Raw genomic sequence first — 14,106 nt, 5'->3', positions numbered from 1 at the left:
CGGCGCTCGGGCGCGCCGCTCAGGCCGCCCAGGTCTTGATCTTCTCGATCACCTCGAGCGGGTTCTCCGTGCCGCGGGCGACGTCGATGTCGAGGTGGGTCACACCGACCTCGCGGTAGACCTCGATGCGCTCGCGGACGCGGCCCTCGTCACCGGTGAGGCTCGCCCGGTCGATGTAGTCCTCGGGGACCGCCGCCATCGCCTCGGCCCGCTTCCCGCTCAGGAACAGGTCCTGGATGTCGGTCGCCTCCTGCTCGTAGCCGTAGCGCTTGAACAGGTCGTTGTAGAAGTTGGTCTCGCGCGATCCCATGCCGCCGACGTAGAAGCCGATCCCATCGCGGACCTGGCGTCGGGCGTCCTCGACCTCGGGGCCCGTCCCCAGCGCCACGACCCCGCCGGCCTGGATGGAGAGCGGGCCGAGCTCGGGGTCGCGCTTCGCCTCCCCGGCCTCGAGCGGCTCGCCCCACACCTCTCGGAACTTCTCCGGCAGGAAGTGGATCGGCTGCCACATCTGGGCGATCTCGGCGGTCATCTCGACGTTCTTCGGCCCGATCGCGGCGATCGCGATCGGGATGTCCCGGCGCAGGGGCTCGCACATCAGCCGCAGGGCCTTGCCGGCGCCGGTCCCCTCCCCCTCGGCGAGGGGCAGGTCGACGACTCGCCCGTCGTGCTCGACCTTGGCGCCCGACCACACCTTGCGGCAGATCTCGACCACGTCGCGCGTGTGCGACAGCGGCTTCTCGAAGGGCACGCCGTGCCAGCCCTCGATCACCTGCGGACCCGACGACCCGAGGCCCAGCGTGAAGCGCCCGCCCGAGAGGGCGTCGATCGTCACGGCGGTCTGCGCGATCAGCGCCGGGGTGCGGCTGTAGATCGGCATGATGCCGGTCATCAGCTCGATCGTCTCGGTCTTCGCGGCGGCGAAGGCGAGGGTCGACACGAGGTCGTAGCCGTAGATCTCGCCGCCCCACACCAGGTCGACCCCGGCGCGCTCGAGGTCCTGGACGTGCTTCGTCAGGCTCTGGGGGTCGAGGCTGTTGCCGGCCCCGATGCTCGTCGAGATCTTCATGTTCGCTCCTCGTCGTCGGTCGGACGGCCGACCCTACCCGGGGGCGCTCCCCGGCGACGGGCTCGCACGGGCCCGCCGCCGCAGGGCGCTCGGTGGTGATCGCCGGGCCCGCGTCGGAGCGCGCCCCTCGTCGGCGCACCGTCCGCCTGCGAGCCGCCGCGGGGTCTGCGGTACCGTCACCGCCGGAGCGCAGGGGGCGGGCCTGCGACGTGTCGGACGTCCCGGCGCGCTCCGCCGACCCGAGGAGGACCGCCCATGGCGCTCGCCGGACCGATCGAGGAGATCACCGCCGCCGACGACGAGCTGCGCGCCGCGCTCGAGGTCGCCGACCTCCCGGCGCTGCTGCCCGCGCTCGCCCACGTCACCGGTGACCTGTCGCTGCTGCGTCCCGAGCTGCGCATCGACCCCACCCTGATGGGAGAGGAGCAGGGCGGGCTCACCGCCGAGCAGCAGGACTCGATCCGCGAGCTCGCGCTCGGCGCTCTCGTCGCCTTCCGCGACGGGGGCTCGGTCGCGGCGCCGACGCCGACGGGAGACGACCTCACGGCCATCCTGGAGTTCATGGCCGGCGGCCTCGACATCGACGACTACCTGCCGATGATGCGCGAGGAGCTGGCGCTGAGCGCCGACCTGCGCGCCCCCACCTGGCGCAAGGACGTGGTCGCCCCCGAGCGCGACCTGCAGGTCGTCGTCATCGGCGCGGGGATGTCGGGGATCGTCGCCGCCTTCCGACTCGCCGAGGCCGGGGTGCCCTACGTCGTGCTCGACAAGAACGACGACGTCGGCGGGACGTGGCTCGAGAACGTGTACCCGGGCTGCCGGGTCGACGTGCCGAACCACTACTACAGCTACTCGTTCGCGCAGCGCGACGACTGGCCGCTGTTCTACAGCCCGCAGGCCGAGCTGTTCGACTACTTCCGCGAGTGCGTCGACGAGTTCGGCATCCGCCCGAACATCCGCTTCGGCACCGAGGTCTCCTCCGTCGAGTGGGACGAGGCGACCTCGACGTGGAACGTGCAGACCGTGGATCGCGACGGTCAGGAGTCGACCATCACCGCCGAGGTCGTGATCAGCGCGGTCGGCCAGCTGAACCGGCCGCAGCTCCCCGAGATCGAGGGGCGCGACTCCTTCGCCGGTCCGGCGTTCCACTCGGCGCGCTGGGACCGCTCGGTCGACCTGGCGGGCAAGCGGGTCGGCGTGATCGGCACCGGGTGCAGCGCCGCGCAGTTCGCGCCGATCGTCGCCGAGCGCGCCTCGTCGCTCGAGATCTTCCAACGGACCCCCAACTGGCAGTTCCCCGTGCCGCACTACAAGCACGAGGTGCCCGACAGGTTCCAGTACCTGCTGTCGCACGTCCCGTGGTACCGCCAGTGGTACCGGTTCTGGCTGTTCTGGCGCTCGGCCGAGCTGCTGCGCCCGATGGCCGAGGTCGACCCCGACTGGCCCGACCAGGCCCGATCGGTGAGCGCCGGCAACGACGAGCTGCGCGAGGCGCTGACCGAGGCGATGGTGGCGCAGTACCCCGACCGACCCGACCTGCTCGAGCAGGTCGTGCCGCGGTACCCGCCGGCAGCGAAGCGCATCATCGTCGACGACGGGTCGTGGGCCGAGATGCTGCACCGCGACGACGTGACGCTCACCTCGACCGCCATCGAGCGGATCGTGCCCGAGGGCGTCGTCACGGTCGACGGCGAGGTGCACGAGCTCGACGTGATCCTCTACGGGACCGGGTTCCAGCCGTCGCGGTTCCTCACCCCGATGAAGGTGGTCGGCCGCGGCGGGGTCGACCTGCACGGCCGCTGGGACGGCGACGCCCGGGCGTACCTCGGGGTGACGGTCCCCGACTTCCCCAACTTCTTCCTGCTCTACGGGCCGAACACGAACATCGTGGTGAACGGCTCGATCATCTGGTTCACCGAGTGCGAGGTGCGCTACGTGATGGATGCGTTGCGGGCGATGCTCGAGGGCGGCCACCGAGCCCTCGACGTGAAGGCCGACGTCCACGACGAGTACAACGCCGAGGTCGACGCCGAGAACCTGCGCATGGCGTGGGGGGTGTCGACGGTGAGCTCGTGGTACAAGAGCGACAGCGGCCGCGTCGCCCAGAACTGGCCGTTCCCCCTCCTCGACTACTGGGATCGCACCCGCGAGATCGACCTCGACGACTACGTCCTCACCTGACACCGCGGCGCACGTGGCGTGGTCGCCGAGCCGGCCCGCCTGCACGCGCCGGGATCGTTCACCGCTCGGCGAGGACGTCGACGATCGAGCGATCGACGAGTCGCTGGCCGGGGGTGCTCAGAGGTAGCCGATGCGACGTGCGTCGCGCTCGAGCTCGTCGCGGTGCGCGGGATCGGCGATCGCGATCAGCGCACGGGTCCGCTCACGGATCGATCGGCCGCGCAGCTCGGCGACGCCGTGCTCGGTCACGACCTTGTCGACCGTGTTCTTCGGGGTCGTCGCGACGTCGCCGGGGGCGAGCTGGGGGACGATCCGAGTGGCGCCGCCCGACGTCGTCGAGTGCAGCACGACGAAGCCCTGGCCGCCGTCGGAGTACATCGCTCCGCGAGCGAAGTCGTTCTGCCCGCCCGACGACGAGTGGTAGCGGCCGGCGATCGTCTCCGAGGCGCACTGGCCCAGGAGGTCGACGGAGAGCGTGGCGTTGATCGAGACGAAGTCGTCCTCGTTCGCGATGATCCGCGGGTCGTTGACGTAGCGGACGGCGTGCAGCTCGATCGCCGTGTTCTCGTGCAGGAACCGGTGCAGCCGGTCGGTGCCGAGGGCGAAGGTGCCGACGGTCTTCGTCCGGTTGAGTCGCTTGCGCACCCCGTTGACGACGCCCGACTCGAGCAGGTCGACGACGCCGTCGGAGAGCAGCTCGGTGTGGATCCCGAGGTCGCGGTGGTCGGCGAGGTCGGCCATGATCGCGTTCGGGATCGCGCCGATGCCGGTCTGGATGGTCGCCCCGTCGGGGATGCGCTCGGCGACGAGCGCAGCGATCGCCCGGTCGGTCGGGCCGGGCGCGGCGGGCGGCACCTCGACGAGCGGGCGGTCGCTGCGGCACCACCCCACCACCTGCGACACGTGGACCTGGTTGCGCCCGAACGTGCGCGGCATGGCGTCGGTGACCTCGAGGAAGAAGCGGGCGCGGCCGATGAAGCTCGCCGTGTAGTCGGCCGAGACACCGAGCGAGAAGTAGCCGTGGCGGTCGGGCGGCGTCGCCGCCGCGACGACGAGGGGGTCGTCGGTGCGCCCGCGCATCAGGTCGAACACCTCCGAGAAGTGCGCCGGGACGAGGTCGAGCCCGCCGGATGCGAAGTGCGGGCGGGTCACGTGCGACAGGAAGTACGAGACGTGGCGCATCCGGTCGCCGAGCTCGCCGGCGAGGTACGGGCGGTCGTGGAGCGCGTGCATCTGGTGGGCGCGCACCGGGCCCAGGCGAGCGGGGTCGTCCGCGATCGCCGACTCGATCGCGTCGAGCACGGCGGTGGGCTCGCCGTTCGCCAGCGGGACGATCAGGTCGCTCGTCGCGGCCACGTGGTCGAGCACGCCGGAGGGGTCGTCGGGCGCCCCGACGGGCGTGGGGTGGTGGTGCTCCATGGCGATCGCGATCGGCACCAGTGTGCCAGCGCCCCGGCCGGGCTCACCCGGGGCGCGGTCGGCGCCGGTGCGCGACCGCCGACCGCTCGCTCAGCCGCAGTCGCCGTCGGTGCACCACATCTGGTTGGTCAGGTGCCGCCCGGCTCCCGCCAACCCGATGCCCTCGCCGCCGTCGGGGAGCGTGTTCGCCTGGACGCCGTTGACGGACGGGTCCGACACGATGCCCCACAGCGTCCACGACAGCCACAGGTTGTAGACCTGGTCGCCGAAGATCCGGTTCACCTCCTCCGTGGCGGCCCGCCGCGCCTCGGGATCGGGGTCCGACTTGATGATCTCCATCTGGGCGTCCATGTCGGCGTCCTGGAACCGCCCGAAGTTGAGGGCCAGTCCGCCGATCGGCTGAGCGGAGGTGCTCTGCCACCACAGCCGCTGGGTGTCCGGGTCGACGCCGCTGTGGCTGCGCCAGCCGAGCGCGTCGAAGGAGCCCACGAGCGCGAGGCCGATGTACTGGCCCTGCTCGGCCGGTGAGATCGTCGCGTTCACCGCATCGCCGAACGCCTCGTTCCACATCGACAGGATCAGCGTGTTCGACTCGACGTTGAACGGGTCGTTGGTGGTGTTGTAGCTGAACTCGATCGAGTCGGTGCCGAGCGCTTCGAGGCACGAGTCCATCATCTGCTGGGCCATGTCGAGGTCGAACTCGGGGTACCCCGAATCCTCGAGGTGGCCGAGCGAACCCGGCGGGAACGGTCCGTTGGCGGGCGGGATCAGCCCGGCGCCACGCTCCTCGACGTAGCGCTCCCGGTCGATCGCGTGGGCGAGCGCCCGTCGGCAGTCGACGTTCAGCAGCGGGCTGTCGGCGTTCTCGCCGGCGGGATCGAGCTCGCCCTCCGCGACGTTCAACATCGCGTAGTTCGTGTCGCCGTAGAGCGTCGAGGAGTCGACGTCGAACTCGCCGTCGTCGATGAAGCCGCTGATGGTGTCCGCGTTCGCCGTCATCATCACGTCGAACTGGCCGCTGCGCAGACCGTTGCCGCGCCCCTCCTCGTCGACCGCGACGACCGCTTCGATCGCGTCGAGGTACGGCAGCTCCTCACCGGTGATGCCGTTCGGACCTCGCCAGTAGTCCTCGTTGCGCACCGCGCGGAACGAGTTGCCGTTGCCCGGCGTGTACGACTCGAAGGTGAACGCTCCGAGGCCGACCGGGCTGGCCGGGTCGCCGTCGGCCGGCGTCGCCGCGAGCTCCTCGTCGAAGACCGCGCTCTCGGGGTTCCGCTGCGGGATGTCGGCCAGCGTCTTCAGCCACTCGGCGGACATCTGGTAGCCGCAGCCGGAGACGAAGTACGACGGGAACGCGACCCACGACCCTCCGCGCACGTTCACCGCGACCTCGAGGCCGGACGCCTCGACGCTCTCGATCGTCGTCAGCGCCGCCCCGGTCAGGGCCGAGTGGATGCAGCTGTCCATGTTGAACTTGACCGCCTCGGCGTCGAACGGGGAGCCGTCCTGGAACGTGATCCCCTCGCGCAGGCGCATCGTCCACCGTGAGTGGTCCTCGTCGTGCTCGACCGACTCGACGAGGTTGCCGACCACCTCGCCCTCGGCGTCGACGCTGAACAGCGAGTCGGTGACCGAGCTCAACGGGATGTAGCCCGACGTGGCCAGGCTCGAGCGGTAGGGAGCCCAGCCGTTGGCCGTGTCCGCCTCGAGCGCGTAGATCAGCGTGCCGCCGGGCACGGGCTCGCCGTCGTCCTGCGACGTGCGCACCCCGGACGACTCGGAGCCGTCGCCGCCGGTGGACGGTGACGACCCGGACGACTCGGTCACCGTGGCCTCCGTCGCGGACGTGGCGGTGTCGGCTGGAGACGATCCGGTCTCCGACCCGTCCGACCCCGTCGGCTCGGATGCCGGAGCCTCCGAGCCCGTCTCCACCGAGTCGCCCGCGTCGTCGTCGGCGCACGCCGCGACGAGGAGCGAGACGGTCACGAGCGTTGCGACCGAGCGCAGGCCCGACCTCCGAAGCGTGGTCATCACGGTTCCCCTTCCGTTCCACCGGTCCCCCGACCGGTACGAGATGCCTCGACCGACGTCGTCCCCCGACGAGCCGGTCGAGGCCACCGTAGGTGGCGGCTTCGTCCCCGCACGAGTCGAAGACGACGCACTCCCCGTACGCCCGAGCGCAGCCGAGATCCGCGGGCCGATCCGCGGGGCCGATGGGTGCGGTCGGGGGTTGACACCTGCGGCCTCGCTGGTGTACTTTCCACATCGGTAACTTAACGACAATCGACAGTTCGAGAGGGAGGCACGATGACCGCGACCACGACCGCAGCGAGGGAATCGGCTCGCCTCGACGAGACGTTCGCGGCCCTGGCCAACTCGACCCGTCGGGCGATCCTCGCACGCCTCGCCGACGGCGAGGCCAGCGTCAACGAGCTCGCCGCGCCGTTCGACCTGACGCTCCCGGCGATCTCCAAGCACATCAAGGTGCTCGAGCACGCCGGGCTCGTGACGCGTGGACGGCGGGCGCAGTTCCGGCCCTGCACCATCGACGCGACCCCCCTCGCCGAGGTCGCCGGCTGGGCCGAGCGGTACCGACACATCTGGGACGACCGGTTCGACCGCATGGACGACGTCGTCCGCACGCTCCGGAGCACCGAGACACGAGAACCCGACGAGCAGGAGGACCAGCCGTGACCGACACCCGAGACGTCAGGATCGAACGAACCTTCGACGCTCCCATCGAGATCATCTGGGCGATGTGGACCGAACCCGAGCACTTCGCCGAGTGGTACGGGCCCGAGGGCGCCAGGATCCCGCACGCCACCATGGACGTGCAGGTCGGAGGTCGACGCCGGATCGCGATGGAGGTGGACACCCCGGACGGCCCGATGCAGATGTTCTTCGTCGGCGAGTACCGCGAGGTCGACCCGATGACACGCCTCGTCTACACCGAGAGCGTGTCCGACGCCGACGGACGCGCGCGGACCGCCGAGGAGATGGGCATGCCGGCCGGCACGCCGACCGAGACGACCGTCGTGGTCGAGCTCGACGACCTCGATGGGCGGACCGCGATGACCATGACCCACACCGGCGTCCCCGCCGATTCCCCCGGCGGCCGGGGGTGGGCGACGGCGATCGACGCCTTGGGGTCACGGGTCGCCGAGCTCCGCGGCTGACGCACGCGATCCGGCGTCAGCGGCGGGACCAGACGGCGGGCTCACCATCGGTGGCCACCAGCACGCCGCGCACCTCGAGCTCACGCAGGTGGGCCATCGTCTCGGCCACCGCGGCCCGCCGCATGAACCCGGTGATCTGATCCCACGGGCGCGACCAGCGCAGCGTCCCGGCGAGGCTCCACGCCGTCGCGCCGCCGTCGTCCAACGCCTCGCAGATCTCGTCGAATCGTTCCTGGTGGTGCGCGCGCAGCTCGGTCAGCCGACCCTGCAGGTCGACGAAGCGGTACTCGTGGGCGGGCAGCACCTCGTCGGCGTCGTACTCGCCGACCTTGTCGAGCGAGCGCAGGAAGTCGCTCAGCGGGTTCGCTCCCGACTGGGCGTGGAACGGGATGTTCGGCGTGATCCGCGGCAGCACGTGGTCGCCGGCGAGCAGCAGACGGTTGGTCGGCTCCCAGAAGCACAGGTGACCCGGCGAGTGCCCGGGGGTCCAGATCGCCGACAGGTCCCAGCCGGGCACCTCGGGGCGGTCACCGTCCTCGAGCAGCACGTCGGGGGTGACGAGGTCGACGAGCGGGCGCACCGGCATCGCAGCCGACACCAGCTCGGCCGCTTCGTCGTCGGGAGCGCCCCATCGCGCGAGCAGCCGACCCATCTCCGCCATCAGCTCGTCGGGCCGCCCGTAGCGGGAGTCGATCAGCGCGGCGTCGCTCGGGTGCAGCGAGATCCACGCACCCGATGCCTCCTTCACCCGCCCGGCGAGGCCGTAGTGATCGGGGTGGATGTGGGTGACCATCACCCCGCGCACGTCGGCCATCTCGTACCCGGCCTTCGCGAGGCCCGCGCTCAGCGCGTCGAAGGCATCGTTCGTGTTCCACCCGGCGTCGACGATGTACGCGCCCTCGTCGGTCTCGAACAGGTACACGAACACGTAGCGCAGCGAGCTGTTGGGCAACGGGACCGGGATCGTCCACAGACCCGGGCGCAGCCGCTCGACGGGAGGCAGCACGCCGCTCATCGCCGACCTCCTCGAGCCGGGAGCGAGCGCGCCGGCGCCCTCGTGTTCGTCGCCGGTCTCGTCAGCTCCGTGGTACGTCGCGCCACGCTTCCCCCTTGTGCGGATCGGGTTCGCGAGGCAGTCCGAGCACCCGCTCCCCCACGATGTTGCGTTGGATCTCCGAGGTGCCGCCCTCGATCGAGTTGGCCCGGGTCCGGAGGAACTGCGTGATCCAGTCGCCGGCGGCGTCGTCGCCCTCCGCCCACGCCGCCGCGTCGACACCAAGGATCGACATCGCGAGCTCCTGCAGCCGCTGGTTGGTGCCCGCCTTGGCGATCTTGCCGATCGAGCCCTCCGGACCGGGGGCGTGCCCCGAGCGGGAGCGGGCTCGGGCCCGCGCGGCGGTCCAGGCGAGGAGCCGGTCGGCGGTGGCGGCCCGGGCGAGCTCGTCGACGATCACGGCCGAGGTGGTCGCGTCGCGAGCGCTCGCCGCACCCGCGACCTCGGCGAAGGGCGCACCGCCGAGGATCTCGTCGCTCGCCTTCCGCTTCCGTACGACCCCGGAGAGCGCGAACCGCTCGGCTCCGAGCGTCGTCATCGCTGCCGTCCACCCGGCACCGACCTCGCTGATCCGGTCGACGTCGGCGATGCGCACCCCCGTGAGGAACACCTCGTTGAACTCGAGCTGACCCGCCATGTTGACCAGCGGACGGACCTCGACGCCGGCGGCTCGCATGTCGAGTCCGAAGTAGGTGATGCCGGCGTGCTTGGGGAGGTCGGGATCGGTGCGCGCGATCAGCATCGCCCGCTCCGACTCGTGGCCGAACGTCGTCCACACCTTCTGCCCGTCGACGATCCACTCGTCGCCGTCGCGCACCGCGGTCGTCGCGAGCGACGCCATGTCGGATCCGGCGCCGGGTTCGGAGAACAGCTGGCACCACCGCTCCTCGCCGGTGAGCAGCGGCGGGAGGAGGCGGCGCTTCGTGTCGTCGCTCGACCAGGCCTGGATCGTCGGAGCCGCGAGCGCCAGCCCCGATCCTCGGGGAACGTGGGGGACCTCCCACGCCGCCAGCAGCGACAGCGCCCGGCGGGCGTCGTCGTCGGCGAGCCCGCGCCCGCCGTGCTCGGGGGCGTAGTGCGGGGCCACCCACCCGGCTCCGCCGAGCGCCGACACGATCGCCGGGTTGTCGAGCTCGTCGGCCAGCGCCCGGCGTCGAGCCTCGTCGCCGTCGGTGGTCGCCTCCTCCCACCCCTCGGGGACGAGGGCGCGCAGCAGCTCCTCGAGCTCGTCACGGCCCGGGAACGGGGCGGGGTCGCCGACGCCGCTCAACCTGCCCCGCCACGTCGATCGTCGATCCCGGCGCGCTGCACGTGAGCGAGCATCGCACGCGCCCCCCTCCGCCGTCGGGCCGAACCGCCCGGTCGAAGATCCGTGGCGTCGGTCGGTGATGATGGATCGGTGGTCATGGATCGGTGGTCACGGGTCGGTGGTCACGGATCGAAGACCTCGGATCGGCCATCGCACGCGGCCGTCCGCGACGACCGCTCGTGATCGAGGCCGCTGGGGTGGGGTACTCCACCGCATGACGAACGCAGCGAACGCCCCCGTCGACGCCCCCGACCCCGGGCCCGAGCAGATCGAGCACCCGGGGCGGACAGGCGACCTCGGCGAGCAGCCCGACCACGGCGAGGAAACCTACGAGGGCCACGGCCGCCTCCTCGACAAGCGGGTGGTGCTCACCGGCGGCGACTCGGGGATCGGGCGCGCCGTCGCGATCGCGTTCGCCCGGGAGGGCGCCGACATCTGCTTCAGCCACCTCCCCGACGAAGCCGACGACGCGGCGCGCACGGTCGAGCTCGTCGAAGCGGCCGGGCGGACGGCCGTGGCCGTCGAGGTCGACCTGCGGACGCGCGCGGCGTGCGCCGGCCTCGTCGAGCGGTGCGTCGAGGACCTCGGCGGGCTCGACGTCCTCGTGCACGACGCGGCGTACCAGATGTCGATCGACTCGATCACGGACCTCACCGACGACCAGCTCGAGAGGACGTTCACGACGAACGTGTTCGCGGCGGTGTGGTTGGTGCAGGCGGCGCTGGAGCACCTCGGGCGTGGCTCGTCCATCGTGATCACGACCTCGATCCAGGCGACCGAACCGTCGCCGGGCCTGCTCGACTACGCCGCGACGAAGGCGGCGCTGGTCAACCTCACCCGCGGCCTGTCGGCCGAGCTCGCCGAGCGGGGGATCCGGGTCAACTCGGTCGCGCCCGGGCCGATCTGGACACCGCTCATCCCCGCCACGATGCCTGCGGAGAAGGTCGACTCCTTCGGCGCCGACACCCCGCTCGGCCGCGCCGGGCAGCCCGCCGAGATCGCGCCCGCCTTCGTCTACCTGGCCTCCGAGGCGAGCACCTACGTCACCGGTGAGGTGATCGCCGTCACCGGCGGCCGCCTCTTCGTGTGAACCCACCTCGGGGCGCTCGGCGGACGGCGCACGACCCATGTCGGCACCTCAGGAGCAGGAGAGCCACCCCCGACGGGGGTGGCTCTCCTGATCGCTCCTTGGCAGCCCGTACGGGATTCGAACCCGTGCCGCCACCTTGAGAGGGTGGTGTCCTAGGCCTCTAGACGAACGGGCCGTGCTGCGCACCGGCCGGTGCGGACCCCGACGATATCGCACGGCGACGGCGTTCCCACGGGCACGACGTCCGCGGCTCGCTCGGTCGGGAGTCGAAACGCCCAGGTCGCGCTAACCTGCGGATCGCACCGGTCCCCTCGGGACCGACGCACCGATGGGGTGTGGTGTAATTGGCAACACGACAGTTTCTGGTTCTGTTATTAGGGGTTCGATTCCCTTCACCCCAGCACCGCGACGGCCGGCCCTCGGGTCGGCCGTCGTCGCGTCCGCACTCGTGGGCATCGGCCCGGGAGCCGGCCGGCGTCGCGTTCAGCCGACGAGGTCGGTGAGCCGCTCGAAGCCGATCAGGCGACCGAGCGCCACCCCACCGGCCTCCTCGACGTGGCGCGCGACGGAATCGCTCCCCGTCACCACCGACGAAGCCGTCGACGACACGTTGGCGTCGAGACCCACCTCCTGCGCGATCAGGCGGCTGCGCAGCGCGTGGTACGGATCGGTCACGACGACGACCTCGCCCATCCCCCGCGCGAGCAGGATCTCGGCGACCGCGGCCAGCGATCCGTACGAGCTCTCGCCGCCGTCCTCGCGCACGATCGATTCCTCCGGGATCCCGCGATCGGCGAGGTAGCGCATCGACGCCTCGGCCTCCGTGAAGCGGTCGCCGGGCCGGTTGCCCCCGGTGACGACGACCACCGGCGCGACGTCGAGCGGCCACAGCTCGAGGACGTGATCGAGGCGAGCGGCGAGCTGGGGTGACGGCCGTCCGTCGTACTGCGCGGCCCCCATCACCACGATCGCGTCCACCGGGGTGCGCTCGTCGGCCTGCCCGGCACGCCACACCTGGACGAGGGTCAGCGCGAAGTAGAGCACGGCGACGACGACGAGCGCGAGCACGGCGCGCACCGCCAGGCGCAGAGCCCGTCCGTGGCCTCGCCGGGCGCTCGACGGCGAACCGGCGACGTCGTCGCCAGCGGTCGTCGCGGACCCCTGGTGGACGTCGACGGGCATGGGGTCAGTCTGGCCGGTCGACGAACGTCGCGAGCGTCAACGACCGTCGGATCGGGTGGAGCGGATGCGGCGTCGCCGGCATCAGTCGCCGGAACCGCCCCCGACCTCGTCCGCCCTCCCGGTCCGATCGTCGCGATCGTCGAGGAGGAGCAGCGCCGCCCGCATCCGACGCAGCGCCTCGTCGCGGCCCATCACCTCGAGCGCCTCGAACAGCGGGGGGCCGACCGTGCGGCCCGTCACCGCCACGCGCACGGGTGCCTGGGCCTTTCCGAGCTTCAGGCCGTGGGCCGCCATCACCTCGCGCTCCATCGTCTCCTTCAGCACCTCGTGGCGCCACTCGGCGGCCTCGTAGGCGGAGATCGAGTCCGCGAGCACCCCGCGGGCGTACTCGGTCGACATCGTCTTCGACCACGCCTGGTCATCGATCTCGGGATCGTCGAGGAACAGGAAGTCGACCCACCCGGGGGCGTCGGCCAGGGTGGTCAGGCGCTGCTGGACGTGGGGGGCGATCGCGGCGAAGCGGTCGCGATCCCAGTCCGCCGGCAGCCACGGATCGCACGCCGCGACCAGCTCGTCCGCGCTCAACCGCCGGATGTGCTCGCCGTTGAAGGCGAGCAGCTTGTCGATGTCGAAGAAGGCCGGTGACGAGGTCACGTGGTCGAGCGAGAAGCGCTCGAGCATCTCGTCGAAGGAGTAGATCTCGCTCCCGGCCTCCTCCGAGCCCGGCATCGTCCACCCCAGCGTCATCAGGTAGTTCACCATCGCGTCGGCGAGGATGCCGTCGTCGCGGTACTGCTCGAGGGCGACCTTGTCGCGCCGCTTCGAGAGCTTCTTGCGCTCGGCGTTGACCAGCACGGGCACGTGAGCCCAGCGCGGCGGGGAGTGGCCGAGCGCCTCCCACAGCATCTGCTGCTTCGGGGTGTTCGGCAGGTGCTCCTCGCCACGCACCACGTCGGTGATCCGAGACCCGATGTCGTCGACCACGTTGGCGAGCACGAACACCGGCGACCCGTCACCGCGGACCAGGACGAAGTCCTCGATCGTCGCGTTGTCGAAGACGACCTCGCCCCGGACGGCGTCGCTCACCACCGTCGACCCCTCCGGCACCCGGAAGCGCAGCACGCGACCGGGCCCCGGGCCGAGGCCGCGGTCGCGCGAGTGCCCGTCGTAGCCGGTCGTGCCGTTCGCCTCGGCGCGCTCGCGGACCTGCTCGGGGGAGAGGTCGCAGTAGTAGGCGGCGCCCGAGGCGAACAGCCGGTCGGCGGCCTCGCCGTGGGCGGCCGCGCCGGCGCTCTGCATGAACGGTCCCTCGAAGCGCTCGTCGTCGGCCGAGATCCCGATCCACGCGAGCGCGTCGACGATGCCGTCGATCCACGTCGCCTCGTTGCGGGCGGCGTCGGTGTCCTCGATGCGCAGGACGAAGGTCCCCCCGTGGCGATGGGCGAGGGCCCAGTTGTGCAGCGCGGACCGCGCTCCGCCCACGTGGAAGATCCCGGTGGGCGAGGGGGCGAAGCGGAAGCGGGGGCCGGGGCGGTCGTCGGAGCTCATCTCGCGAGCACGCTAGCGAGGGCGCCACCGCTCGGTTCTTGATGCCGACGAGAGGTTCGTGCGCGAACCCCGAGAGGC

The 14,106-nt window shown here is 71.6% G+C and carries 11 protein-coding genes and 2 tRNA genes; 5 read left to right on the top strand and 8 right to left on the bottom strand.

Annotation, left to right across the window (positions count from 1 at the left end):
• Window positions 1-19 precede the first annotated feature (19 nt).
• Window positions 20-1,069: an LLM class F420-dependent oxidoreductase gene (locus ACOOHC_RS05350; RefSeq protein ID WP_420452975.1), complete on the bottom strand. Its 1,050-nt coding sequence runs from the start codon at window positions 1,067-1,069 to the stop codon at window positions 20-22.
• Window positions 1,070-1,324: 255 nt separating this feature from the next.
• On the opposite strand from ACOOHC_RS05350, the gene ACOOHC_RS05345 reads away from it, so the two are divergent.
• On the top strand, window positions 1,325-3,250 hold the full coding sequence (locus ACOOHC_RS05345; protein WP_420452974.1) for an NAD(P)-binding domain-containing protein: 1,926 nt from the start codon (window positions 1,325-1,327) through the stop codon (window positions 3,248-3,250).
• Between the two features lie 117 nt (window positions 3,251-3,367).
• On the opposite strand, the gene ACOOHC_RS05340 is transcribed toward ACOOHC_RS05345, so the two are convergent.
• Window positions 3,368-4,669, bottom strand: a complete 1,302-nt coding sequence (locus tag ACOOHC_RS05340; RefSeq protein ID WP_420453861.1) for an acetyl-CoA hydrolase/transferase family protein — start codon at window positions 4,667-4,669, stop codon at window positions 3,368-3,370.
• A 90-nt stretch (window positions 4,670-4,759) separates the two neighbouring features.
• Window positions 4,760-6,700 carry an ABC transporter substrate-binding protein gene (locus tag ACOOHC_RS05335; protein WP_420452973.1) on the bottom strand — a complete coding sequence of 647 codons (1,941 nt, stop codon included), beginning with the start codon at window positions 6,698-6,700 and terminating at the stop codon, window positions 4,760-4,762.
• 276 nt (window positions 6,701-6,976) lie between these two features.
• Here ACOOHC_RS05335 and ACOOHC_RS05330 point away from each other — a divergent pair, with 276 nt between their 5' ends.
• Entirely contained in the window at window positions 6,977-7,363 is a 387-nt protein-coding gene (locus tag ACOOHC_RS05330) for an ArsR/SmtB family transcription factor (protein ID WP_420452972.1), read from the top strand.
• A complete protein-coding gene (locus ACOOHC_RS05325) occupies window positions 7,360-7,845 on the top strand; it encodes an SRPBCC family protein (protein ID WP_420452971.1) in 486 nt (161 codons plus the stop codon). The genes ACOOHC_RS05330 and ACOOHC_RS05325 overlap by 4 nt, the downstream gene beginning before the upstream one ends.
• Window positions 7,846-7,861: 16 nt before the next feature.
• On the opposite strand, the gene ACOOHC_RS05320 is transcribed toward ACOOHC_RS05325, so the two are convergent.
• The gene (locus ACOOHC_RS05320; RefSeq protein WP_420452970.1) at window positions 7,862-8,860 is read right to left on the bottom strand and encodes an MBL fold metallo-hydrolase; all 999 of its coding nucleotides are present in this window, start codon (window positions 8,858-8,860) and stop codon (window positions 7,862-7,864) included.
• 61 nt (window positions 8,861-8,921) lie between these two features.
• Complete coding sequence (locus ACOOHC_RS05315; protein WP_420452969.1) at window positions 8,922-10,169, bottom strand: acyl-CoA dehydrogenase family protein; 1,248 nt, start codon at window positions 10,167-10,169, stop codon at window positions 8,922-8,924.
• 253 nt (window positions 10,170-10,422) lie between these two features.
• Between ACOOHC_RS05315 and ACOOHC_RS05310 the strand changes: the two genes are divergently transcribed.
• Window positions 10,423-11,298, top strand: a complete 876-nt coding sequence (locus ACOOHC_RS05310; RefSeq protein ID WP_420452968.1) for an SDR family oxidoreductase — start codon at window positions 10,423-10,425, stop codon at window positions 11,296-11,298.
• Window positions 11,299-11,397: 99 nt separating this feature from the next.
• Here ACOOHC_RS05310 and ACOOHC_RS05305 read toward each other — a convergent pair.
• Window positions 11,398-11,473 (bottom strand) — tRNA-Glu (locus tag ACOOHC_RS05305).
• Window positions 11,474-11,627: 154 nt separating this feature from the next.
• On the opposite strand from ACOOHC_RS05305, the gene ACOOHC_RS05300 reads away from it, so the two are divergent.
• Window positions 11,628-11,699 (top strand) — tRNA-Gln (locus tag ACOOHC_RS05300).
• Window positions 11,700-11,781: 82 nt separating this feature from the next.
• Here the strand turns inward: ACOOHC_RS05300 and ACOOHC_RS05295 are convergent.
• Window positions 11,782-12,480, bottom strand: a complete 699-nt coding sequence (locus ACOOHC_RS05295) for a YdcF family protein (protein WP_420452967.1) — start codon at window positions 12,478-12,480, stop codon at window positions 11,782-11,784.
• An 81-nt stretch (window positions 12,481-12,561) separates the two neighbouring features.
• Window positions 12,562-14,028 carry a glutamate--tRNA ligase gene (gltX, locus tag ACOOHC_RS05290; protein ID WP_420452966.1) on the bottom strand — a complete coding sequence of 489 codons (1,467 nt, stop codon included), beginning with the start codon at window positions 14,026-14,028 and terminating at the stop codon, window positions 12,562-12,564.
• Between the last annotated feature and the right edge of the window lie 78 nt (window positions 14,029-14,106).

The organism is Ilumatobacter sp., from assembly GCF_965215205.1.
Classification (GTDB): Bacteria; Actinomycetota; Acidimicrobiia; order Acidimicrobiales; family Ilumatobacteraceae; genus Ilumatobacter_A.
This window is presented reverse-complemented; position numbering and strand designations above follow the sequence as displayed.